The organism is Pseudomonas sp. BJP69 (assembly GCF_007633355.1).
Classification (GTDB): Bacteria; Pseudomonadota; Gammaproteobacteria; order Pseudomonadales; family Pseudomonadaceae; genus Aquipseudomonas; species Aquipseudomonas juntendi.
In genome coordinates this window covers 2,755,331-2,780,316 of the sequence record NZ_CP041933.1, presented here as the reverse complement: position 1 = coordinate 2,780,316, position 24,986 = coordinate 2,755,331, and the positions used below count along the sequence as shown (strand labels likewise).

The window sequence follows — 24,986 nt, the reverse complement described above, 5'->3', positions numbered from 1 at the left end:
GGTCGAAAGCCATGCTTGAATCGCCCCTGGTTTCGTAGACACCTCCAAGCCTCATAATGAGGCCCAAATAGGAGGTGCCATGAGTCGTCAGCGTTACCCCGAAGAATTCAAGATCGAAGCGGTCAAGCAAGTGACCGAGAAAGGCAAGCCTGTCGCCGATGTTGCCCAGCGCCTGGGCATGTCCGTTCACAGCCTCTACGCCTGGATCAAGCTCTACAGCAAACCCCAGGAGCAGCGTCAGCAGGACGATGATCAGCAAGCCGAGCTGCGTCAGCTTCGCGCTGAACTCAAGCGCGTGACTGAAGAGCGAGACATCTTAAAAATGGCCGCCGCGTACTTTGCCAAGGAGTGCGGCTGAAGTACGCCTTCATCAAGAAGCACTCGACTGATTACCCGGTGCGGTGCCTTTGCCAAACCCTCAAGGTGCATCCCAGCGGCTACTACGCCTGGCTGGCCGAGCCTCAATCTGCCCGAGCAAAAGAAGATCACCGTCTGCTTGGCTTGATCAAACATGCTTGGCTGGAAAGCGGAGGTGTGTACGGCTACCTCTATCAGTTGGCAGATACTACCAGGCCGCCACCGCTGAACATCGCAGGAAAGAAAAGGCTGCGGATCCTGAAAGGTATTCGTGAGAGGGTCATACCATCTGCTCCCCTGGCTGCTGGCACTGGTCTACCAGTGCCGTGCGTCAGCTACGAAGCGTTCCAGACTTACGTCAACTGTCCGTTGCAGTACCACTACCGGCATGAGTTAACCCTGACTGCCGAGCAGGAGATTGATGTTTCAATCCGAGCGCGCTGGGCGGTTACAGACATGCTCTATGAGTTCGTGAAGAACGGTGCTGTAGCTCAATCTGCGTTCCAGTCGGCCTGGAAAACGCGACTGCTACCTCCGAAGGCCGACGACCCCCAGCTCTACCAGGACGCTGTCATTGCGGCAAAACGCGGCCTCGCACTGGTAAAGTCGATTAGAGGAGACTTGGTGGAAGGGTTTGTCGCTGAGGTCGGTGGGTTGCAGATCGAGCTGCCGTGGATGCTGTCGGCAGGAAGTGAGCTGCACTGGCTCCGGGCGCATGAGGGTCAGTCAGGAACAATGAAGCAACTCAAGCCCATGATGGTGAGCCTGAACCACCTGGGTATTCGCAGCGCCACGATCCATTCGCTGATCACCGACAGAAGCATCACTGATGGCGCCTCCCGGGGCTTGGATTGGACGACGGTCTACAAAATGGCCGCACGCTTCGTTGCAGGTGATCGATCCCATAACAGAGGAAAGGGTTGCAGCCGCTGTGCTTACCTAAGCGTCTGCGACAAAACGCCGTAGTCTCAGTATTTCCCTAATCGCTGCGCGTTTCGCATGATGATGTGAGGGTGTGTGAAGTCACTCACAGGCATGAAATTGACGATTCTACTTCAAGGTCTATCGGGGTGATTGAACATATTATATTGGTGACGTAGAGCGCATTTTTGAAAAAGTCTGCAAAGAAGTAAATCGTGAAGCCGCAGCGCGTAGCGATTTTGTCGTTGATATGAGTATCCCTAGGGATGGTGATAAGCCGGCGAAGTTTTATAGCGTCATGCAAGACCTGGAGCAACATCTTCTCAAGCGGTACAAGGGTTATTATGTTTCGGTGAAGCCGTCTCAGTGTGGTAATTCCACTGAAGTCTATGTTTCGCACTTAAAATAAATTTTTTGATCTGCGTCGCCTGGCCATGCGCGACTTCTGTGTAGGCGTCAAGTCAGTGCTGATGCTGATGCTGGCTGGTGAATAATATTTCTTAAATTAAGGAAGATAAGTGATGAGTTCCAGTGAGGTGGCCAATGAGACAATATTGCACACCCTTGTTAGGGTGTATTCAGCGCAGATCGAGGAGCTAAAGCGTGAGTCCAGTGGGATGACTTATTTTGCGCATTTTTTTAGCCCTGATCTGGAAGCGGTTGGGGCGAAGGGGGAGAAAATAAGTGATGCTCAAGCTGATGACTACTGTAAGGTTTATCTTTTGGGAGTTCTTGAGCGATGCCATATCACGAGTATTGCTTCCCTGGCAAGAACTAATGGCTGGTTGGCTTCTTCGGTTTCAGAGCTGGAAAACAGGAACTTACTCGGCTTCTCCGCATCCTTGCGAGGCTTGCTGGAGGCGACAGCTGATACCCATGACGCTGCAGCTGTCATGACCGAGCATCTTTATAATCTGTTCCCTTTCATCTATCTGAGACTGCAAGGGAATAACACTGCCCCAAGTGTAATTCTACAGCTGTTGGAAGATAAGCTGATACATTACAGCTATGCACACTGGCAAGCCAAACGTTCTGAAACTTTGCCGGAGCATACCAATAAGCTGAATTCTGAGTATATTGATGCTATCGAGAAAAGTGGTGCTGCCGGCGCAAAGGATCTCTATAGAGTGCTTTGTGACCTTACTCATCCAGCCGCGCCTTCCGTGAGCTGTTTCCTGAAAGAGACTGAGCGTGAAATTACTTTGGATTTCTCTCAGGTAAAACGAATTATCAATGAAATCATTTCCGATTATGAGGAAACGATTAAGTCGCTGGTAAGTAATACGGTGAACTCGGCACTTGTTTCGTTGGTAGTACTTAGGAAGCTTGGTTACGATGTGCCGGCGCCTAACCCGAGCAGTTTTGCAGGCGTGGGTGGAGTAGCTAAAATATTTAGCTGTATTGATGCGTTTCTGCTCAAGGCTAGCAATGAAGGATTCGTATTCTCCAATGATATGTGGCATCACAAGCTCTGAATGCCTTAGCACTGACCATCCTGACGGTAGTCAGTGCTGGCCAATGAGGGCAAGGGTGCACTGCTCAGCGAGAAGGAGTCAGCGGCGACGAGTTAGGCGGGTTTGCTATAGAGGCTGCCTCGACTGGTTGCTCAACCTGAGAGGGTTACTGATGTGGCGCAACAAGAAGCCCAACCTTGAGTGTCGTGTGGCGCATCTGAAGGGTCAGTTGCAGCTAACATTGGGGCTTGATAACCCCAACTGAAATCGACGAACGAAAGCCCGCCTAGTGCGGGCTTCGTCGTTTTTGGAGCAGGTGAAATCAAGGCCCGGAGCGTCCCTGCCCAATCGCCAGGATCTGGGCCAGTACTCTAATCCGCTCATGCTCATGCGATGCGCCGTGTTAAGTGGCTGCCGGGTCACTCAATTTTGGATGAGCTCAGCCGAAAAAGTGCTGAGTTGTCTGAGTCAATAAGGAAGCACATGAAGCGAGTCGAACGGGATTTCATCACGTTGTTTAATTGTCTCTGGTACCGAGACTTCCCGGTATCTGAGGCGCATGCTATAGCGGGACGTGCCGACTGGACGATCCATCTGGGCCTAGTCGTGCGGCAGTGTGCCACCCTGCTCGGCGCTCGAGCCCTGTTTGAGCAAGGGGGGCGTACAGATGCGGTAATTCGCTACAGCGACACTGACACGCTTTCGTTTGTGGAGTGGGAGTGGAAGCGAGCCCACACCGATATCAATGAGTTTTCCAAGCTGCTTCAAAAGAGCGATGGCGCCGTTTTCCAGACCTTCATTGGCTACAGCAGGGTTGCCGATCTCAAGATGACGACAGATCAGATCTGCGAGCACTGGCAGACTGCAAGCAAGCCGCTGATAGCATTCTTGATCACCTATGAGATGGTCGGGAAAAACCGGCGTTTCAAGGAGCTGCAGACCTACATGTTTGCCAAAGGCAAGTACAAAAAAATCCGCTCCCAGCCTGCCTTGCCTTGGGAAGTAAATCGAGTGAAGGCAAATAATGAGGCGGAGGTCGCCGCGTGATCGAACAGCGCGACTGATGCGGCGGTAAGGGGCACAGAAACCAAGCGACGCGTGTGCCCTATTTGGCTATTGGATTTTCCTTGTATCTCAAAGGTGACGGAGGAGTGGTAGGGATGGGAAGGGAAAGCAGTCTAAGCGGTGTCGAGCCGTCCCCGAGAGATCACCAAATGAGGGATTGCAAGCGAAGCGCGTCGGCGTGACGGATGGAAGCCCGAAGGGTCGAGACGTCGGCGTACGACGAGGGCTCGATTCACGACAGCCGGGTCTGGTAGGGCACGCCCTCATCGCTCTACAGGGCTTTCAACATCCGATCCAGGGTCTGATGTTCCCACGTTGCTAGCAGAGTAACCGGATCAGTACAATCACCTAGATCGAAATCCCAGCGCTTCCCCTCCGGGCTCACGCACCGCTAGCAGTAATCCAGTTCATCACAGTCGTTAGTAGATCGTGATCCGCCATCCCTCTACATCGACTTCGAAATGACAGGTGTACAGCTGCTCCCAGGACTGGGTGCCAATCTTGATCATAGTCCGGCGTCCGAGCACGACCTCTCGCAGCACCTGGCACACTTCGCGGGCCGTCAGCGCGCTTGGGAGAGTGTCACCGTAGTCGTCTAAATTCATACCAGCTCTCCTGGCACATCCGATCGTCTCGAAGGCCATGCGGCCAGCTTGGTCTTGCTCTGAGGGGGAACTACCGATCCGCCTAGATACTGTTGATATATACAGATACTGTTGATACATCCAGTTCTTCTCGCTAAGATCACCACCAGAACATTAGTACTACTCGGCGTAACGAGCGTTATGACGAAGCCAGACCAGACTGGCCGTGATCGTTGACGGATGAAGGTCTCCAATCTAGTCAATAACCCGAATGGGTTGAAGTGCCGGTACTGTTGGGTTCCTTCAGCGGAATATCTACTGCATTGCCAAAGGCTTAGGAGTTAGTTTGGATATACCAATCCCCTTTAATTTTGTTTCAAAAGTTGCTTCTTGGGTTTGGGAACGAGTGACCAGGGGGCTGCTATATGAGACGTATGCTAGATCCCACGAGCGATGGAGCTCAAACCACAGATTGGGCTCGCATTGGGACGCTTTAGGTGAACACTTAGAATACTCAGTCAATTTGGCACAGCCAACCTATCCTGAATCACGCGTGGGGAAGCTTGCGCTACGTGCAACGGGGGAGACTGTGGCAGGAGTGGAGCTCTTCTTCGAAGCTCGAGGCCTGGGGATTAAGTATCAGCAACGAATATCTCTTTGCAACGTTGACGACACACCGATGATTTGCAATCTTACAAACATTCCCATGATGCAATATGTAGACTCTCCAGGTGATTGCATTAGCTTCACAGTGGAAGACTTCAGGTTTCTCCAGTGCGAGGTGAAACTTAGTTCAGGTGAAAAGTTGAGGGCATTTGACTCAGTACGATCCTATCTCACACACAGCTGGTTATTGAGTGATGATTGGTCGTACCGCTGGGGATATTGGTGGAATTGTAATTCAATAAAGTTTGCGAAGCATGAGCTGAGCACCTACTGGCGTTGGGGGTTCGGCCTTCCGAGGGTTAGAGTATATACTCCACGCACGACCTCCCCATATCGCAAGTCACTAATGCAAGCACTGCTACAAGGATTTGGATGGTTGATGGGGTCAGCCCCCCTAGTAACCGTCCAGTTTTGGTTTGCCATCTGGTCTGGATTGTTTGTTATGGATAAGGATGATCGTTTGTGTTGGAGGTGGAGTACCAAGCAGAACGGTGATGCGGAAGGATAGTAGAAAGAAACTTTTAGTCTGATCATCGATCGCGCCCACCACACTTTAGGCAAGGCGCGGTCAAAAGGGTCGCGCTTTCCGCGAAGCGGGCTGGTTGCTGCTTCTCCGACCGGGCTTACCGCTCGGCAAAGATCCTCATACAACGTCTGGTGGGACTTGGTTGTCAGTAAGGTATCAGCCCATGGAATCTGCGCTATGCATCCAACAACACCAGACGGTCGCTACTTCGTAGTCCAAAGGTCAGCTCTGGCGCTGCAGCAACCCCGTGCTGCCTGATGAGGAGCGTCAGCACTAGGTGCACGACTTGATGCCACTCGAGCAGCGGTGGACTTGGCGAAAGTGGCACTAGGGGAGAGGGGCCCGGTCTGGTGGAGAGACGGTACTCCGGACTACAACCGCTACAAAGCAATCCATACCCCGTACGCTGCCTGGTATCACTCTCTGAAAGGTACGGGTTGAATCGACCCTGAGGGTATCAGGTAGAGAAGCCTTGTTGCGCTCAGAGGCTGCCTCATCGTGAGAGCAAAACTCAGGCTGCTGGAAAAACTAGGCCGAGTTCGGCCAATGCTTTCAGGCCGTGAGTGTCCACGACTCGAGCGAGATCCGCAGGTGTCCAGGTCGAAATCTCTTGCCTGAAAATCTCGCTCGAGCGAAAAGGCATCGTCGACATGGCATCGAGCATTCCAACTCTTGAGTTTTGATAGCGATCGACGTCGTCTAGCTGCAGAAAATAGCAGTCGGCGTACTCGGAGAAGACCAGCTTAGCTGAGGCACGGAGGCGCAGGTGCTCGCGCAGCAACTGGAGGGCAAAGCCCGACCCGCGTACTGCTTCAATAGCGGCAATCAGGCGATCTGGGCACAATGGCAGGTCATGCGGAGCTACTTGCTTAGGGAGTTCACTCATGGATGATACGCACCGCGATCAATTTCGTTCACCTGGCTCATGATTGCCCCTGTCCTTACTGTTTTCGCTGTCTAACGAGTGGAGCAATCTTGTGCTCTCTTGCGGCCTACAGGGTACACGGGATTCTGCTACATCGCCTATCCCCGGAGGGGCTAAGGGGCACGACAGGGTTGAGCATCATTGCGCTTTCAGTGCGAGCCTGACCTTTGGAGAAGTGGGGTGTACCGTAATAGGCTCTACTGACTAGCAAGCTAAAGGCCCGGGAATGAAGAGAACACTGCTGGGCATGGCGGAAGCAGGGGAGCCACTACTGAAGCAAGCGCTGGAGGCTATCAGAGCGTACAACGAGGCGGCGGCCCAGGGCCGATCCGAAGCTGAGATTGAGCGCCTTCGCATCGAGGCCGATCACTTGTTCCAGACCGTGGTCGACTACCAACTGCACAAAGCTGGTACCTTGGGTGAGTCGGTACATTAGATTGATGTGTGCCATCGCCAGGCCGCTCATCCGTAGGGAGGCTGATTTCGGGGCTGCCCTCAATGAGATCTCACCTACACGGTAGAGCCCGAAGCCGATACCGCAGGCGCTGATGTATTCGAGGCTATGATTCAGCTGATGATAAAGTCCCTTGGAAACTCCAATATGGTGAAGGATCTCAACAGCGTTTTGCCTCCTAATCATCAGATGTACAACGATGCCGTGGAGGCTATGGAACGGTATCACCAGGCACAAGCCGACGGTGTCGACGGGGCGGAGCTCGAGCGCCTGCGGCTTTTGGCTGAGCATAGGTTTCAGGCCGTTACTGACTATCAGCTGCAAGCATTTGGCGTCCCATCCGAGACCAGCCATTAGCTGATAAACGCCATACCACTTGACCCAGTGGCGCCGCTTGGAAGGGCAGACCGTTCTAGCGGTCTCGAGTGATTATGGAGCGGTCATCAAGATAGGGATCGCGGGCGGAGCGCTCCGGCGTGGCGGATGGAGGCCCGAGGGGCCGAGATGTCGCAAGGCGATGGCTCGGTTCACGACAGCCTGGCCCGGTAGGGCACGCCCTCAACGCTCTACAAGGCTTTCAACATCCGCTCTTGGGTCTGATGCTCCCATGTAGATAGAAGAGCAACCGGATCTGTCCGATTACCAGGATCGAACTCCCAGCAGTCCCCCTCCGGACTCACACACCGCTCGCAGTAGTCCACCCCATCACAGTCGTTGTAGATCGTGATTCGCCATCCCTCTACGTCGACTTCGAAATGACAGGCGTATGACTGTTCCCAAGACTGGCTACCGACCTTGGTCATTGTCCGTCGCTCGAACACCACCTCTCGCAACACCTGGCAGAGTTCCCGGGCCGTCAGCGCGCCTGGGGAAGTGCCACCGCAGTCGTCTAGAGTCATACGCATCTTCCTTCGCTCATCCGATCAAGGATATTACCTTTCTCATAGAGGAGCGACGTAACGGCTTCAATCGACGAAAGCTTGGATGAAGCCCGCATCATTGAACGGGCTCTCCTACGTATCAAAGCCATCGGCTTAGCCAAGGGTGTAGACGAAGTCACGTTCCGGTATGGCCTTGCTACTGGCTACATCGCAGCAGCCCTAGATTGTGGAACCTTGAGCAACGATCAGTGGGAGCGGCTTCTGATCCGTGCAGAAGAGACCCAGGAATCACACCCGCGCTCGAACGGTAGCTCGGGGAGGTTTGACTGATAGGCTGAATTTCCTGCGGAGTACAAATGTACTCTTTTGTTCTACAGCCAATTATTAGACAGACCCCTAGACAGAATGCTGAAGGCCGGGCGCCTTGGTTCGTGCGACTTGAGTGCGCTCTCACAGAAGGGAAAATCCTGCAGTCCCTAGCGTGTGTTGCTTGTCTGTGATGTATTAGCCGTGAGATTCGCAATATGCATCCAACCACACCAGACGGTCGCTATTTCGTAGTCAAAGGCCAGCTCTGGCGCTGTAGCAATCCCGCGCTGTCTGATGAAGAGCGTCAGCACCTCGTGCATTATCTGATGCAGGCACGGCGAGCCGTGAAAGAAGCGAAGGCTTCGAATGATGCGGAGCAGCTTCGCAATGCACGAGTAAAGGTCAACGCAGCTAAAGTGGCCTTAGGTGAGAGAGGCCCTGTCTGGTGGGACGACGGCAGCCCGGACTACAACCGCATGAAGGCAATCGACACGCCCTATGCTGACTGGTACGCCACTCTGCGCGACCCTGCGTGAAGCTCAATCGAACTCGTCCTTTCCCACAGGGGTTACGTGTCGCTGTAAAATCCTGCGACCCAATGTGCTGGTCAAAATTGTCTACGGTGCATGACGCATTTTAAGGAGCAACACCTAGTGTTCAGGACGTTGATGGAGTTGATCCATGTGGTGATCTTGGCTTTCACTGTGCTGGTGCTCGTTTTTGTAGCGTGCGCGATCCTGAGCCTCGCAATTCTGCTCGTACTCGGCATCGACGACAGGTTTGTAAACCCCGTTGTGACTTACATTACATTCCCAGAGGCTGTTGTCATCAGTGGCTATTTACTTCTCCGCTGCAGGAGGCAAATCACCGACATCATTCAGTCTATTTCACCGTGGTGACGTAGGAATGCGTGGGGTAAACGAGTGATTTGGTTTCTGGGCGACGTACATGGGCGCTTTGATCATGTCATCAGGTTGGTGAAGCTCCATCGCCCCGAGGCAGTGGTCTTCCTGGGTGACCTCGAATGCAGCTTACCCCTGGACATGATCCTGCGCCCGATCCTCGACATCACTGAGATCTCGTTCATTCACGGCAACCATGACAGCGATCGTCCAGCCTATTGGCACAATTTGCAAGGCAACAGCCTCGCTGATCGCAGCCTGCATGGCCGGGTAGTGGAGATTGCTGGCCATCGTATAGCGGGGCTGGGTGGCACCTTCGAGTCGCAAGTCTGGCTACCAGGTAGCTCTGATACCGGCATCCAGAACTATGGGGACTTCCTCGAACGCCTGGCGCTCAGACCTCAGCACGAAGACATCGTAGCGACGAAGAAGCAGCACGCGCTTTCTGCAATCTACCCGAACGACTACTTCTCGCTGGCTATGGAGAAGACGGACATCCTAGTCTGTCACGAGGCTCCCAGTTGCCACCCTCACGGCTATTCGGAGATCGATGAACTGGCCCAGGCAATGGGCGCAAAAATGGTCGTGCATGGACATCATCATGATTGCCTAGATTACAGGTCTGACTGGCCGAAGCTTGGTTTTGAGGCTCATGGCGTAGCGTTCAGATCCATCATGGCCATCGACGGCTCGGTCATCTGCTAAGGCTTGGTGTCTGCACGGTGCGGCAAGCTACTTGGTCATAGCCATCGGCGTTTCGGGCTCGAAGAGACCGGCTGCATCATCCCGAAGCCTTCTATCCTGAGCTTGTAGGGTAGGGGGTAACCAGTTGCGTCAGGTGATCGTCGCCGAGCGGGGTGAGTGCATGAAGGTCGGTGAGTTGATTCAGTTACTACAAGCGTTCGATCCTGAAATGAAAGTGCTGATGACACGCTCGGATACGGGCCTGGAGGACGTTGTCGCGTGCTATGACGACCTAGTTTGCCAAGGGCGGGTTGCCGGTTATGACCAGCTCGATGAGTACGTTTTCTTAAAGGGTGCTGACGCATCCACTGCTGAAAAAGTGATCGTGATCGACATGTGTGAGCCTCTGGAGGACTGTTCGAAAAAGCAATGAGTTCTGCAGTAGCGATCAATCTGAAGCTTGAAGCACGCCAGTGACCTCCCCCGCGGATCTCATCGGGCAGCCATTTAGCCGTTAGGATTGACGCCTGTCGTTCAATTCTCGCTCCCAGATATTGCCAAGTCATCGATCGTGGCTGTCATCGCTCGAATGACGCCGATACATCAGAGTGGCGTATTGACATCAATGATGAGGCTTTGGCCTACTCGCACCATCTACATGGTCTATATGGTGCCGAGGTAGAGTGAAAGCAAGCGCTTTCCATAGCTACCTCCTGCTCACTGGACGATCTCAAATGCTAGGAAGGGAGTCTTCGCATGTTCCTGAACGACTTGGAAGTGTTTTTGAGCACGCATCTTGGTGAGTACAGGGTCGCACGGCACATAATACTTGACGATGATTGAAGGAAGTAAGTGCCTGACACTGTGTTTCCGCCCTCCCGAAAATACGGGATGGGCGCTTTAATAAAAAACCTCGCTTGGAGATCAAAGCCCCCAAATCAAGGAGGTCAGCCGGGGAAGAAGATCGTACAACCGCCACTAGTGGACTAGGGGTTGTGCAGGAGCCATTTGGAATGCAACTCATCCCAGGCACTAGCTAACGGTGGCGATAGGCGTTCTGCATTTTCACAAAACAGCGCCTTTTCGTTTGCTGATAAAGCTTCCCACTCTCCCTCTTCGAAGGGTTCCTCTGGCTCATCTGGATATAAATGCCCTGCCGCCATTAGTAGCAACCAGCCACCGAGGTCATAGTAGTGCCCCCTTAGCTCAAGTCGATTAGCTGCTAGTCCCTCATAAAAACAGCTATAAATTTCCTCGTTAATAGTGCCCTCCAGAGGCCTTTCGAAATTTTCGCTCGAAATGACTCTCCTCAGTAACATGACATACACTGAACATATCGGTTCACTGATATTTATGGTGTAGTCATCTGAATTGAAACTCATAAAATTTTGCTTTCCATGGTAGTGGGTGCCATCAACTTTTTAATGTTTTAACTAGCAAAAAAATCTACCCCCGATCACGCATTCTCACCCTTTTAACAGATTTGCTCCGTTCTTGATCATGAGAGTGGTAATAAACGTTTTGAGTAGTGCTCAAATTGCTATGTCGTAGGTCGAGCTGAAGATCTTTTGCACTACGAAGCGGAGCATCGAACGTAGCAGAGGTGTGGCGAAGCCAGTGTGCAGATGCAGCTTTCAAGCTATGCATTTCATGAGGCTGACGCCCCTCGTCCCGCATACTGTTCACTGCGTTATCGAACACAGCTTGGAGGAGGGCGCGTACCTGTCGACCGGATAGACCAGAGCGCCCTCGCAACGTGGACAGCAGTGGCGTCTTCTCGTCCCATTGCGGGAGCAAAGGCAATCCTAGGAACCGGCGGTAGCGCTTCAAATATTGCTCGATGTACTCATCGCGCATCGCAATCTTGCCGACCTTGTTGCCCTTGCCAACGACGTGATACCACCAGTTGCCTTCAGCGTCTTGTCGAAAATTTCCCATGACAGGCGTCCAATTCGGGCGGCCCACAACATCTGACACTCGCAGGTACATGGCAAAAAGCGTCGCGAGAATGAAGAGCGTTCTTTCATGACGCTCTGGATCTGCAAGGGCCATCTTTTCAGCGGTTTCTATCACGTAGTCCCATTGAAGTGGAGTCAATGCTCTGTGTGCTCCCTCATCTTGAGGCGTACCAGCGTTCGCGCCCTTTTTCTTGATCAATCTGAAGGGATTGCCAGCCACTGCGCCTTCTTCTACGAGATATTCGAAAAAGCGAGTGCTGATGGAATACACCTGGTTGATGGTGCCCTGAGAGGCCGTGTACTGCAGATCAACCGGGTCGTCTGGTTCGCCATCAGCGTGCTTCATGGCCTTGGATTTCTTCATGCTGAAGGGTCGCCATTTGGCATTAGGCATCGTTGGCTCGCCCCAGGTAGATTCCGAATGGTCATCGCTGACGAAGCGTCCGCGCACGACCGGCCCAATCCAATCCACCGGCGGGTTTCGGCAAAACTGAAGGTAGTCCTCGGCGTCGCGGCGCTTAAGCTCACGTAGCGGTTTACCCTTGACTATCAACGCCCACAGGAGTAACCGCTCCACGTGCGTGCGATAGGATGTGAAGGTCAAGCTATTCCCAGAATAGGCGCGAAGGAAGTTCCGAGCTATCAGGTAGCCTTGGGGAGCTTCGACTGACGGCTCAAAACTCTCTATGTAAGCGTGTACGCAGGCCATTGTGGGTTCGCACAAGCTGAAGTCTTGATCGATGAAGCTCTCGTAAGATTCAAAGATCGGTTTTGGCAGGTTAGGCATTTGATGGCTTACCGATCGATTTAAGGCGGATCACAAACTTCCAGTTTTGGGAGTAACTGGAAGTTGCGGGGTCAAATTTCGCATCCTTTCTCTCCTATTGTGTTTTTGACATGAATGAAGTTCTGATGGTAGCGGCTGATTTTCATAAGCGCAACTGCAATCCGACAAACAATCGATCACGCCTCGTCATTGACAGGAATATTAAAGTGAACTATCGCGCGCACCTGCGCGCAGTAACTAAGATCAAATAATACACATATATTGACAAGCTTTTCGGCATGGCCAAAGGCTCGACGAGAGCCTGTGAATTTCTCGGAATAAAACGATTTTCCACGAGCGAGCCTAATGTCTCGTAAATATTTAACATTTGTTCGAACCGTTTGTTTTCAAGGGCTTAGGCAACCCCATGGAAAGGCTGCACCAGGAATGACTCATCAAATAGCGTCGAAGCCTTTTAGGCTGCAACCGAAACGAGCGAAGCTGTTTTTCCGCCAAGACATACCTGTAACCAGGGTCTAAACCAGCAGTTGTGCGGGCTGCGTCAGTCCGGAACTAGGTTTGCGGCAGTAAAACAATACCAATAAAAAGAAGGGCAAATCCGGGATTGTATCTCGAATTCCTTACATCTAAGGTTGCTCAGGAATGTCTCATAGATACGTTACATAGCGCCCATTACCCCGAATTTGCTGGACGAAACGCGTAGAGACCGTGCTCCATGAGATGCAGCTAGTCTCATCATTGATTTACCTCAAGAACGCAATTCCCGGAAGCAGGGCTAATCCACTGCAGGCCTTGAATTTAGCGGGCTGCGTGTCATGAATCGACTCATTCTGGGTCTCATGATTAATTTACATCTCAGGGGCGCTATAGCGGCACTACACGCCTTGGAAGCCGCGCAGAGCAAGGGATTCGGCCAAAGCAGCGCACGTGTCTCATCAATTAGCGATTGGCGCACTTGGAATTCCGACCGGGGATTGGTGGAAGTGGACAGACAAATAAACGCTTATGACGCAGCATCAAATTTAACATAATATGCATTATGCGCACCTTCGTATGGAGCTGCCGGGGCCGAGGGTGGACAGATTTGAAGCCAGGCTCACGATGGCTCAGGCTCCTTTCCCGCTTTGGGCTGGAAATCAGCCGGCGTCATTCCATAGCAAACGATGAACAAATCGCGGCAGCCTTGCTCGCGGTACCACATCACAACGCGCTCAATCATCTGGCCCAAAATGTAGACTAGCGTGTCGTCATATCCGCCCGGCGAGCTTGCTTCGTACGGATAGCGAGCGCTTGTGAAAACGTTCCGATAACGCTTGATCCATTCTTCCTCCTGGTCGAATCGAAGTCGCGAACGGATATCAGCAGGCACCGCGTAAAAAAGCGTGAGCAGATCGTGCTTGTCAGCTCGATTCCGATCAGCTGCAACCTTGCCAATACGCTTGTGACGCTCAGGAAATTTTGACCATGTCGATTGACGATGTGCGCCAGCAGATTTTCCATATTTATCAATTGGTTAAGTTCATGCTTTGCAAGCCCATCGCTCAGAATTGCGGGAGGTATTTTGATCATTGTGTGCCTAAATGATGAGAAGTGGCCAAGTCTAGACACAGCATGCGGATTTTCACTGGGCGTGCCGGTCTTCCATCAGAAAATGATCGGATCTTAAAAATGATCGACACCCTAACAAGGCTCCAGACCAGAAGTGCCCACACCGCTTGCCACTGAGGTAACACACCTACCAGCGCCACCCTAAGCGCAATACCGTCCAGAAAATAGCGCGTACAGGGCGACAACGCCCATTCGGGTCAGGCGTTCGCGCAGGAGGAGCCGAATGAGGTCTAATTGAAGTCAGTCCGTATCAGTAAAAAATGATCATCATTTTTACACTTATTCGCGGCATACAGTGTTACGCCTGCTTGCTAGGTCTCCGAGACTGCTTACAGGAGACCAAATACGACCTCGTTTATCGCTCACTGATGAATGAGCCGAAAGGTATAGAGTTGGTGCGCGCCAGGATTGCTTTACAGGAGGTGCATCTCGGGGCAATCTCGCAGCTATTCTCCAGTTTCGGAGGTGCCTCCTGAGCAGTGAAGCCCTCGCCTTTGTAGGAGGTTTCAAGGACAAATCCAATAATTACTCAACTAAATATTCATTTAGTTGAGTAATCATGAAAGTGCTTGTGGTTGCACTCCGACCTACTCCGCTAAGTGATCATCATTTTTAAATTATCACACGCGCATGTGCCATCCCCTGATGGGTTGCGGCTTCAGTCGTCGGTTGCTGATCATTTTTAACTTTAAAATGATCGCGACACTATCGAGTGTTGTGCTGCAAATTAGGTTGCTGAGGGGGGGTCGAGTAAATGATCATTTTTAAACACTTCCGGAAAGCTGCGGCTGATCCGTGTAGGCCCTGCTCGCAGCCGGGAAGGCGGTTATGTTTTTAAAAGTGATCATTTCAATTGTCGTTTAATGATCTAGGACGGAGGGGGTATGTTTGAGAAAGTGGCTTGGGAGTGAAGCTTCGAAGAAGCTTCATTATATGAGCATGTGCTCGGCTTGATTTCAAGAGCCCTGCCAGCGGATCTGACGGATGGTGCCAGGGATGGGAGGCCCTAATTCCATCGCTAAATCGCGAGCTGTCCGTCAATATATCAATAATTATCTATCGACTCCGGTGCAAATATTCTCCCGTGTTTCGAGTGAAGGGGTTGTGAACTGCGTTGAGTTATGTTTACTTAAGCATCTGTATTGTTTTTTCATGAGGCTTTATATGGTTCGCTGTGGACAGTTGGCTGGAGCGTTAAAGAGGAGCGTAAGCCTTCCATTTCCGATAAGTGCCAGAACCGGAAATGGTCAGTGACATGAAGACAGCTCCATTTGCACTGTTGCCATTGTTCAGTACCCACCGGTGGTTTATCGAATCTTCCACTGAGACTGATGATGAGGTCGCACTCACGGTTCATCGGTATCTGAGCGAATTCCCTGCCCAAGCAGATGCCCAGGCAGGCTATGGCGCAGTACGAGGCTTTCTGCAGTCCTACACAAGCAATGAAGCAACATTCAACTCGTATCGTACTCATGCGGAGCGGCTTTTGTTATGGTCGCTGCTGATTTGTCAGCGTCCGCTGCTTGAGTTACGACGTTCGGACGCCGAGGCTTTCCTAGAGTTCTGTATGAATCCCCCGGAGGTCTGGGTTGGTCAAGTAGTAAGAAATCGCTACCTTCGCGGGCATGCGGTCGACGGCGGATCTTTGATCCCGAACCCTGCCTGGCGTCCCTTCGCTACAACCACCAAGGGTGGCTATTACAACCTGACAGCCGGCAGCATCGCCCAAGTGTTCTCGGTCTGTAACAGCTTCTTTGAATACGCCATCGATGAAGGGATATGTGCTGTCGTAAATCCATTTCGAGCAATCAAGCAGAAATCCAAATTCAAGGGTCGCTCTGCCCAAGTAAAGACGACACGCGCGCTTACTCCCTTGCAATGGGAATACGTGCTCGAGGCCGCTGAAGTCATGGCGGATTCGGATCCAGTGCGGCATGAGCGCACTCTGTTCATCGCTTCCACCTTGTTTTCTATGTACCTCCGGGTTTCCGATATCTGCGGGAGAGATAATTGGGAGCCTTCTATGGGGGATTTTCGCTTAGATCACGACGGAAATTGGTGGTTTCACGCGGTTGGCAAGGGTAATAAAATCGGAAAAATCGCAGTCCGGACGGACTATGTCGAATGCTACCTTAAACGGTACAGGCAGTTTTTGGGGTTAAACCCCCTACCCTTTCCTAACGAAACCACTCCACTGTTGATGACGCTTGACGGAAAAGCCGGCCTGTCGACTAGGATGGTTCGTATCATCATGCGCGCAGTCTTTGATACTGCGATTAGCCGTATGGTCACAGAGGGTCGTCATGAAGGTGAGATCCAAAATCTGCGTGTGGCTTCTACGCATTGGTTGCGCCATACCGCAGCAACATTCGATGCGCCTTTCCGTGATCCCAAGGATTTGCAAGCCGATCTCCGACACAGCAGCCTTTCGACTACTCAGAATGTCTATTACAGCAGTCAGGATGATCAGCGCGCTTACTCCATAAAGAAGCTTGGTATGAAGGATCGCGGCTGATTCCTGTGATAACTTTCCAAGGAAGAGAAAATGAACAACATTCCATTCCCTTGTTTCTTCGGGATTGAAGAAATCCTGCAATTGGATGCCGAGAGCCTAGAATATGAGTCTCCATATGTTCTCTCTCAGCTTCAGGCCTGCGCAGCCGAAGCACGGCCTTTAGAAAGCTATGCTTGGGTTAAGAGTTTCCTACAGGCCAATGCGGTAGCTACCCGGTATACCGTTTATCGTGCAGCGGCTGAGAGGTTGTTGTTGTGGTGTTTGCTGGTCGTAGAGAAACCAGTAACGGAGCTTGATGAAATTGATATTCGTTGCTTTATGGATTTTTGTTTGTGCCCACCAGATCATTGGATTGCACAAAGCCCCGAAAAGCGTCTAATGCGCGCCTCGGCTAAACGAAGCTCTAGGGCCATGGTTGTGAATCCGGCTTGGAGACCCTTTAGGCCGAGCCTGAGCACGTCGCAGATTGAGGGCGACCAAGTAAAAATTACGGGCTCGTCGATACTTGCTGGAGTAATGACAGTGATCAACCAATTCTACTTGCACCTAGCCGGAGAAGACGTTCTTGATAAAAACCCAGCACATGAGCTTCACCGGTCAAGACAATATGCACCTTTGTACGCCGTACATGAAGGGAAAAGGTGCTTTAATGCATCTGAGTGGCGGGAGTTCGTTGCAGTGGCTGAGGCAATGGCTGAAGCGGATCCAGGTTTTGAGCGAAAGCTATTCATGATTATTACAGTTTATTATCTGCAATTGCAGCCAAGCGAGATTGAACAGTTCGGCAAGGTCATTCTTATGAAGTCTTTGTGCAGGAAAGATGATGGCACCTACAGGCTGGATGTTCCGCATTTTCCTGCATTGAAGCATGTTATGATACCATCAGAATATGTTGAGCGATGGGTTGCGCGGTTTCGAACTTATCTGGGAACGCATATGACACCCCTTGGCCTCGATCCGACACCACTAATTTCTACTCAGAGCGGCCGCGGTGGTATTAGCAGTAGGCATGCGAACCTCATTTTCAAATCCATTTGCAATCAGGTAGTGATGAATCTGGAAAATCTGGGCGTTGAGGTTCCGGATGACTCTCCTTTTCGAAATGCTTCTCTGCTGTGGCTGCGTGAGACTTCGTTGATGCGTTTGGCAGAATTTTTGCCATTTGATCACTTTCGCCTGATGGTTCGCGGATCCACGAGTGATAACGTATTCGCTCGGTATTATGCGTGGCACCCCAAATACCGAGCTCGCTGAGATATGGGTGTATTCTCCAAGCTCTGGACTTTATTTTTTCCTGATCGTAGGTCAGAAGCCGAGATAACACGTGAGCGTCAATTCATCGAGGCTGTTAACAGCCTCAAGACCCTCAGAACGACTGACCGCGGCGGTATGTCGATTGATCTCGAGGAGATTCGCGACCAGGTTTTAGAGAGTCGTGAGGCCTTGAAGTATCTCGTAGATCCAGCCAATAGAAAGGTTAAAGAGGTACCGCCCGGTGATTGACTCGATCTTGGTCACGAACTTTTGATCAAGATCCCCTGCCCTGCGTTGATCTGAGATGGCGTGCCCCGATGGGGACGGCTGTCGTAAACAGCGCCACCGGCTAGCGCCGGCGTCCCTGCCCGCTGGGATTCCATGCTCACGCCTCCGGCCGGAGGCCTGCGCGCTCCGCTTGCCATCGAGTACCTGAGCGCTAGGACAAGGCGTCCAGCGCTCATGATTGCACCTCGGATTGTCAGCCGCGGATTTTGTAGCCTTGGCGCTTCAGCGTTTCAAAGAGACAGTGGCGTTCGTAAATTTCAAGCGTTTGCCCGCTTGCCTCAAGCAGTTTCTCCATAATCCAGGCTGCGTCATCTTTCGAAAATGAATAGCTAGAGCATTCGAACTCCATTTCAACACCACCAGGTCTGACTGTCTGGATAGAGACTCCTGCATAGCCCTCGGGAAACGGCATGAGTGCGGTGCTAGCTTTACTGAAGGGGATCTCACCGGTTGCGTTCAAATGCCAGTCCAGGAACAGTCTGTATTCCCGCTTCAGTAGTGGCTCATCTTCTCTGACCACTGCCGTAGTCGGCTCTGCACTGGACTGCTCCACGATGGCGATCGCTTCGGCAAGGTAGAAAGCCAACTCATAGGCGACTGCTAAGCTGAATTCAAGGCCATGAGAGTCAAACTGGAGCCTTACACCGCCCTCGCCCACGCCCGTGATCGTACACTCCCAGTGATTATTAGAATCACTTTCGCGCCAGCAGCGAATTTGACGTTGAAATCTCTGAGTGGCTGGCGCGGTATTGATATTCAAACTCATTAAATCCTCAGTTTAGACAGTGGGTCTATCACCATAAACGGATGATTTTCTGAGAACTTGAGTTGTATTGAGAAATTTTTCGTGCCCTTTCAGAGGTGCCTATGCTGTATATGATTTTTTCGTAGCTGTACATATGTGCAGATATCACGCCCCTCCCCTGTTGTGTTATCTTCCCGTCATCGATTCAGGCCGCGGAAATGTTTGAAAAGAAATGCCCCGTGGTCTGCACATCCCTCTACTTCAGTTAAAGACATTAAATGGCCCTATCAAACGCAGTATTTCAGCGACTCAGCGGCGCCGATGAGTCGGGCAGTATTCAAATGCCCAAGAAGCAATTGGACGCATCGCTACAGATGTTTCAGATCGACATGCTCGCGTCCAACCTGGAGGCCTACTCAGTTGATCCCGCACGGGCTCGTGCCAAGTATCCGTGGGCGACTCGGTTTGCCATGGGACATCCCCTGGCTCCCTGGCAACGGCCTTCAGTTTGGACTGAGGAGCAGCAGGTTCGGTTTATCACTTCAATCTGGATGGGTTCAGATCTTGGGTCTTACCTGGTGAACGGTTGGTATGAGTTTGCTGATGGTGGCGCCTATGCGCTGAACAGCGAGGTTTTGCTAGATGGCCAGCAGAGGCTCACAGCCCTGGAAGGCTATCTGCTTGGCAGGTTTGGCGTGCCCGATGCGGATGGGTGTGTGCGGTATTGGGCGGAGGTCGGTGACAAGGAGCGTAAGCGTTTCTTGGCGATGCCTTTTGCTCAAGCCCGGGTGCATTCTGGTGATGAGGCTGCGTTACGTAAGGTTTACGATCTTCGAGCCTTCGGTGGAACTCCACATACTGAAGATCAGCGGGCATCTGCTTGATTAAATGATTAGCGTGCCCCCCCTGGGGTCGGCTGTCGTAAACCGCGCCACCGGCTTCCGCCGGCGTCGCGGCCCGCTGGGCTTCCATCCTCACGCCTCCGGCCGGAGGCCTGCGCGCTCCGCTTGCCTCCGCAGATGCCCTGACATGACAGTGTAAGGGCGCCCTCTTCCGGCTAGATCCAGTCTTCTTCAATGTATGTTTGCATGCTCGTCACCAGTGGATCCATGGGTACGGCTTCAAGCTAACCCACCATGCCTGCGGAATCAAACTTAGCTCAGTCCCTGTGGAGAGCTTGCCGATGGGTCTCGAGATGCCTCATCTCCTTCTCCCACTCATCAACGAATTTTTCCAGGTCATGCAGGTATGGGCCTGCGGCTAACCGTGTTGAGCCGACGCTCGCTTGGGCGAATCGCTCGCGCCATGGTGATGGAATGGTCAACTCATCTACGATCCTACGGCCTGAGGTGTGAGCAGACGTAGTGACCTGGTCGAGAAGATGCTTGCAGGAAAGAGCGACATCATCCAAATCTTGCTCAACTGCGTGCATTTCCTGGAGGAGAACTATCGCTTTGGGATCGCCAGACTGGAATGCGGAGAGAGCCCAAAGCAACCGCCGTAGTTGACGCTCGCCTTCTACGACATCGGCCAAGGTTTCACCCCTCCTCGCTCAGGCCGGCTTCCACCTGATTGGCCTTGATGGCTTTGGCTGCTGCCTGTCCTCCCCGCTTGGTAAGGTCGATGCCGATGACCTTTATGTCCTCAGCGCCAGGATATCTAGAGGCGATACTCAACCAGTGTTCCTGCAAGGCTGCTACCAAGCCGTCAAACCCGACTCGATCACCCTTTGGGGTTTCCCATTTGGTTTGATCATCTCGGCTGACAAGCAAAAAGATTCCGCAGCTCGACCTGTCATCGCGAAGGTAATCCCCGCATAACTGATTCTCAAGGCGCTCGAAATGTTGCGGCCCGCTCCAGTTCTGCGAGAGCTTCAGTTCGACCGGTACGGGAGCATCGAACTGGGTGTTCAGGAACCTGTAGTCAGGTCGCTTGTCGTCCGCGAGCTGCTCCTCCTGGACTACGCTGTAGCGGCCTGCAGCGCGCTCTCTACACCAGTCACCAATGTATTTGCGAACCGAGGTTTCTTGACTTGAAGGCAACAGAAGCTCTGCCCAGCTTGAGTCACTCTCTTCCAGCACGTGCTTCAAATCCAGTAAGCGATCGATAGCGAGATTCCAAAGCTCTCGGTGAGTGGTAGGACTGCTTTCCAACGAGTTATGGAAATCGATGACTTTCTCTGGTGGCCAAGGCGGCGTTTGAGAGTCTGCCGTGGCTTTCTGCTGCGCGTAGAAAGCACTCCAGGGGCGAAGGCTCTCTGAAGGATGCGCTTGAGCAATTTCCTCTAAAGCTAGAAATGCTTCCTTACCAGGCGTTTCTCGAATGAAGGCAAGTAATCCATCACGTGCATTCTGGGCGTCGTCCCTCAGGCCTGGCGAGTAGACGCCTGTTCCTGCACGCTGGATGTCATCCGCGATACGTACGTACTCGTTAACGAGCAGATACAGCGCTTTGGCGTGCCCTACTGTCTTGTAGTTTTGCCGGCAACGGTGTGCATTGTGGCCACCAACAATGCCAATTAGGCAGAGCATCGCAAATTGAGCTTTGGCGTCATCTGAAGGCAGCGAGTCGAGACGAGCCGCCAGTGCCGGGATACCTTCAGCGGGTTTCGATCCAATCCACAGTGCAAACCAAGACGGCGCGATATCCAGATCGCTCTCTGCGATAGCACGCTCGCTGGCGAGCTCAGCCAGTGCCTGATCACTGATGGGGAACTCCACTACGACGCTCATGACGAGTTGAAGGGATTCCAGGGTTTTCACAGGTTGAGCCAGCCGAGTCAAGAGCGGGGCTGATAGTGCTTCATACAGCCATTCACCACCGTAGCGCAGCCTGCGTAGGACATGGTTGCCATGGTTGCCACCTGAATCCGAGCATGGCTGACTCAGCTCGTAACAGATCTCTCGTTCTACGATTTCTAGAACAGATTGCGGCCAGTGCTTGAACAACGTAGGGAGCCACTCTGGGAAGCCATTCAATTCAAGGAGTGCATAACGAACGGCATACTCAGCATCCCTGCAAGACATTTGGAGGAAACTGGACGACTCTTCCTTGGCTTCTATAGCAAGCCCCGTCAACCCAAAAATCACCTGGTATGGAGTCGTATTCGCCGGCGCGCCTTCAGATGGAAGCCGTGGGCAATAGCCCCTCCAGAAATTAATCGCCCCTACACGAAACGCTTGAGCGACCGGCATTCCGAACTCGAGAGCGAGTGACTGCCAGTTGCCGCTGCTCCATGTGCTTGAGGATGACGTACCATCACGCATCTCCTCGAGTAGATAGGCTTGACAGCGAGTCATCACACCCGGCTCGGGACTGTTGATGTGCGCGACATCGGCGGCAAGACCCTCACGCCACTCGCGACGTCGATTCGCTTCTTCATACTCGCGCTGAGCCGCTTCTTCTTTCCACTGGGCTTGCTGTATCTCCCATGCCTCGACCTGACGCGCCGGAGGATTCAACATGAGTTCCAGCTTGTCGCTGAGCTCGGAGTCACATTCAGTGGCCTTTCGAAGCTGAATCTCCCACTCAGCCGGCCTGCCATGCTGCTTGTAGATTTCAACGCCCATACTCATCGCCATGTGACGATCTTGAAAATCGGCGAGGCTAACAATCTGGGCGCAGGCGAGGCTGAAATTCTCCCTGTTCAACGTCCAAAATGGCCGGAATCCGATCAGTTGCCATACGTTGATTACGGCTTCGTTGCGATGCACACGCCCCTTTCGGGCAATCTCAACGTCATACCAGAAGAGTTTGTAGTCGAGTTCAGGCCAAGTGGGCACGGCTGCTCTGAGGTTCTCGCCTAGCTCACGAATGTCCCTCTCATCGTAGACATGAGCTAGAGCGAGCTTGCTCAAGATTGCTAGGGCGGCTTCATCGAGCGCGAACGGATCGCGCTCATGGATCAGCCGGAGCACACATTGACCAGCAATTTCGGCAAGCCAGATGTACCTTTTCGAGATGGCGATGAAACCGTGATCTTTGGTAGGCGGCTTGGCCAGAAGTGCTCCAAGTCCAAAGATAAGGGTAGGGAGATACTCCAGCGGCAAATCTACTGCCAAGTTCGAAAGGTTAATCGCCAGGCTGTCCCTACCGCTATAGCGTTCCTTCTTCGCGGCTCGCTCGATCGCTGCAAGTAGCCAGCGAATTGATTCTTCGTCCGGCGGCAAGGCTTCTACATGTACAAGCTCAGCCAACCACTCTCGATTGACCTCCTCGTCACAGGCCAACAACCCTTGGCGTAGGTCATCGACGTCCTGGGGCGTGCCCAAATCGATGACGGCACGTATTGCTGCCAAACGTGTGTGCTTGTGTTGTGCAGTGAGAGCGAATTGCTTAGCTTCTGCGAGCGCTCCCACCACCTCCCCTTGCCAAACCATGCGTAGCAGGAACCAGGTAATATCGTCGTTTGTGCTGTAGAGCGCCAGCAGGTCTTTTATATCTCCGGTGAGGTCATGGTGAGCGAATCGCTGTACAGCAGAATAGTCAGTCATCGACCAGCTATGGGCCGGCTGCGCCAAGTGCTCGCAAGTTTTACGCAACACGTTCCGGCGAGTCGTTAATGGGAGCTGGCCTGGATCACCACCCTCGAAGAATACCTCTGGAGCAACCTCCTCCAACCGTGCACAAATGCGATCATCCAAAAGCGCCAGCCAAGGCAGGACTGGACGCAGCGAGGGATTAATTACCTGCAGTCCGTATTGAGTGCGGAAGAAAAGATTCTCGATCTTGACACGAGAGGCCGAACCGCGGATCAGCTCGTGAAGCCACTCAGCCGTTAGGTATTCTCGGACTGTGCGATGGTGAAAACGAACCGTTCCATATATGCCAGGCTCGAAAATCGGCCGGCTTAGCAGTGTCCCTGCGTCTGCGTCATTCCAATCCTTGAGGACAGAACGAACCGGGATGCCCTTTTTATTGGCATCGCCATCCGGTACGCGGACAGCAGACATCTGACCCAGTGTTGTCGCGGCGGCTATGAGGCAGACACCTTCGCGGAGTCTCTCTGGGGCGATAGGTTTGATCTCAGCGCGATTTTGGTCATGCTCTTCTAGGCGACGGTCGATGCTGCTTCTCATCAGCTCAAGGCGAGAACCTATACGGAGATGAGCGTGCCAATAGCCGACGAGCTCCAGGAAATCCAGTGGGCGCGTCGTCAACGACCACGCATCCCTCCGGTCAAGTTCAGCGCGGAAGCTTTCACCATCTGTGACACCGGTGGCCGCGAGGAACCGGTCGACCTGCTCTCCATGAATATCATCCAGCGTCACTACAAGGAACGACCCACCTGACTCTGTCTCTGTTGGAACCGTGTGCGCTTCATCTTCAGGTACGTCAGCAGTACTAGCAGGCGCTTGCTTAGCTATGGGCGCAAAGGCAAACGTCGACTCACAGATCGCTAGATCTGTCCTGGCGCGCCACGCTGTGCTGCGCCCGGTAATGAGTAGGTGCGCCTTGGCGCCAAGGCGTTGCGTCAAGCGGCCGATTTTGCGGATCGCTTTCTCAAAGTCTCTAGGATCTTTTAACCGAGCCTCGTCTACTGAATCCATGAACAGCCAGCCTTCCGCACCGGAGTCTAACCAGCTTTCGAATTCCTCGAAGCTGCCTTCTTCGATTGCGTCTTCCATATCCGGGTAGACGTTTTCGATCCGCAGGAAAAAGGCCGTTTTTCCCAGGCTACGGAGCTGGCGGGTGACGTTCCGGATTTCAGCGGTTTTGCCCGATCCCGCCTCAGAGAGCAGTATGACTCGTTGATGTTGAAGCAAGTCTGCCCAGCGAAGTTCTCCGCTCCTGCTAAGCCGACTGCTCAGATCTACATCGTCTGAAGCGTCTGAATCGAATGGGATCTTGGAAAAAGTACGGTCAAGGTCGATGAAGGCGTCCAGGGGCCGCGTCATAGCTAGTCTCAAGCAGGTCAGTTGCAGACCCGACTTGGGCTGCAGAGGCTCTGTTATCCTACCTGAAACGTAGCTGTGATCGGTGGGTTCTACCTACAAACGCAGCGCGAACTCTTTGAGCGCCAGCCTGCACGACGCAACTCCATGTGTCGTGCGCGCCTTGAGCCTTGCTACCGCCTCTGCCAAAGACTGCAGCGGTCATGTTC

17 protein-coding genes and 2 pseudogenes are annotated in these 24,986 nt (G+C 52.7%); 13 read left to right on the top strand and 6 right to left on the bottom strand.

Annotation, left to right across the window (positions count from 1 at the left end):
- Positions 1-79 precede the first annotated feature (79 nt).
- The 3 genes and pseudogenes from FPB55_RS26310 to FPB55_RS12890 form a co-directional block, all read left to right on the top strand.
- Positions 80-546: pseudogene (locus FPB55_RS26310) on the top strand (transposase); the annotation flags it as partial.
- A 1,253-nt stretch (positions 547-1,799) separates the two neighbouring features.
- A complete protein-coding gene (locus FPB55_RS12895; RefSeq protein WP_144188301.1) occupies positions 1,800-2,753 on the top strand; it encodes a hypothetical protein in 954 nt (317 codons plus the stop codon).
- A gap of 462 nt (positions 2,754-3,215) precedes the next feature.
- Positions 3,216-3,779 (top strand): hypothetical protein, encoded by a 564-nt coding sequence (locus FPB55_RS12890; RefSeq protein WP_178097504.1) that lies wholly within the window; start codon positions 3,216-3,218, stop codon positions 3,777-3,779.
- Between the two features lie 437 nt (positions 3,780-4,216).
- Here the strand turns inward: FPB55_RS12890 and FPB55_RS26910 are convergent, their stop codons facing one another.
- Positions 4,217-4,402 (bottom strand): hypothetical protein, encoded by a 186-nt coding sequence (locus tag FPB55_RS26910; RefSeq protein WP_336848750.1) that lies wholly within the window; start codon positions 4,400-4,402, stop codon positions 4,217-4,219.
- Positions 4,403-5,750: 1,348 nt separating this feature from the next.
- Here FPB55_RS26910 and FPB55_RS26670 point away from each other — a divergent pair.
- Positions 5,751-6,014 (top strand): annotated as a pseudogene (locus tag FPB55_RS26670) (hypothetical protein).
- Positions 6,015-6,084: 70 nt separating this feature from the next.
- On the opposite strand, the gene FPB55_RS12875 reads toward FPB55_RS26670, so the two are convergent.
- Entirely contained in the window at positions 6,085-6,459 is a 375-nt protein-coding gene (locus FPB55_RS12875; RefSeq protein WP_144188299.1) for a hypothetical protein, read from the bottom strand.
- Between the two features lie 265 nt (positions 6,460-6,724).
- On the opposite strand from FPB55_RS12875, the gene FPB55_RS26665 reads away from it, so the two are divergent.
- From FPB55_RS26665 to FPB55_RS12835, 6 genes are all read left to right on the top strand, one after another.
- Positions 6,725-6,934 carry a hypothetical protein gene (locus FPB55_RS26665; RefSeq protein WP_144188297.1) on the top strand — a complete coding sequence of 70 codons (210 nt, stop codon included), beginning with the start codon at positions 6,725-6,727 and terminating at the stop codon, positions 6,932-6,934.
- Positions 6,935-7,099: 165 nt separating this feature from the next.
- Positions 7,100-7,309, top strand: a complete 210-nt coding sequence (locus FPB55_RS26660) for a hypothetical protein (protein WP_144189621.1) — start codon at positions 7,100-7,102, stop codon at positions 7,307-7,309.
- A 1,048-nt stretch (positions 7,310-8,357) separates the two neighbouring features.
- Positions 8,358-8,678 carry a hypothetical protein gene (locus tag FPB55_RS12850; protein WP_144188291.1) on the top strand — a complete coding sequence of 107 codons (321 nt, stop codon included), beginning with the start codon at positions 8,358-8,360 and terminating at the stop codon, positions 8,676-8,678.
- 132 nt (positions 8,679-8,810) lie between these two features.
- Positions 8,811-9,041, top strand: a complete 231-nt coding sequence (locus FPB55_RS12845; RefSeq protein WP_238706634.1) for a hypothetical protein — start codon at positions 8,811-8,813, stop codon at positions 9,039-9,041.
- A 24-nt stretch (positions 9,042-9,065) separates the two neighbouring features.
- Positions 9,066-9,749: a metallophosphoesterase gene (locus FPB55_RS12840; RefSeq protein ID WP_144188288.1), complete on the top strand. Its 684-nt coding sequence runs from the start codon at positions 9,066-9,068 to the stop codon at positions 9,747-9,749.
- A gap of 124 nt (positions 9,750-9,873) precedes the next feature.
- Entirely contained in the window at positions 9,874-10,161 is a 288-nt protein-coding gene (locus FPB55_RS12835; protein WP_144188286.1) for a hypothetical protein, read from the top strand.
- A 553-nt stretch (positions 10,162-10,714) separates the two neighbouring features.
- Here the strand turns inward: FPB55_RS12835 and FPB55_RS12830 are convergent.
- Together FPB55_RS12830 and FPB55_RS12825 are read right to left on the bottom strand one after the other, a co-directional pair.
- Complete coding sequence (locus tag FPB55_RS12830; RefSeq protein ID WP_144188284.1) at positions 10,715-11,110, bottom strand: hypothetical protein; 396 nt, start codon at positions 11,108-11,110, stop codon at positions 10,715-10,717.
- A gap of 64 nt (positions 11,111-11,174) precedes the next feature.
- Positions 11,175-12,473 (bottom strand): site-specific integrase, encoded by a 1,299-nt coding sequence (locus FPB55_RS12825; protein ID WP_144188282.1) that lies wholly within the window; start codon positions 12,471-12,473, stop codon positions 11,175-11,177.
- A gap of 2,863 nt (positions 12,474-15,336) precedes the next feature.
- Here FPB55_RS12825 and FPB55_RS12815 point away from each other — a divergent pair.
- Entirely contained in the window at positions 15,337-16,596 is a 1,260-nt protein-coding gene (locus FPB55_RS12815) for an integrase (RefSeq protein ID WP_029887767.1), read from the top strand.
- A gap of 30 nt (positions 16,597-16,626) precedes the next feature.
- Positions 16,627-17,850 carry a hypothetical protein gene (locus tag FPB55_RS12810; RefSeq protein WP_041505975.1) on the top strand — a complete coding sequence of 408 codons (1,224 nt, stop codon included), beginning with the start codon at positions 16,627-16,629 and terminating at the stop codon, positions 17,848-17,850.
- A 481-nt stretch (positions 17,851-18,331) separates the two neighbouring features.
- Here the strand turns inward: FPB55_RS12810 and FPB55_RS12800 are convergent, their stop codons facing one another.
- A complete protein-coding gene (locus FPB55_RS12800; protein WP_041505973.1) occupies positions 18,332-18,904 on the bottom strand; it encodes a hypothetical protein in 573 nt (190 codons plus the stop codon).
- A 257-nt stretch (positions 18,905-19,161) separates the two neighbouring features.
- Between FPB55_RS12800 and FPB55_RS12795 the strand changes: the two genes are divergently transcribed.
- Complete coding sequence (locus FPB55_RS12795) at positions 19,162-19,767, top strand: DUF262 domain-containing protein (protein WP_029887770.1); 606 nt, start codon at positions 19,162-19,164, stop codon at positions 19,765-19,767.
- Between the two features lie 654 nt (positions 19,768-20,421).
- Here FPB55_RS12795 and FPB55_RS12785 read toward each other — a convergent pair.
- Positions 20,422-24,780 (bottom strand): hypothetical protein, encoded by a 4,359-nt coding sequence (locus tag FPB55_RS12785; RefSeq protein ID WP_041505972.1) that lies wholly within the window; start codon positions 24,778-24,780, stop codon positions 20,422-20,424.
- Positions 24,781-24,986 lie beyond the last annotated feature (206 nt).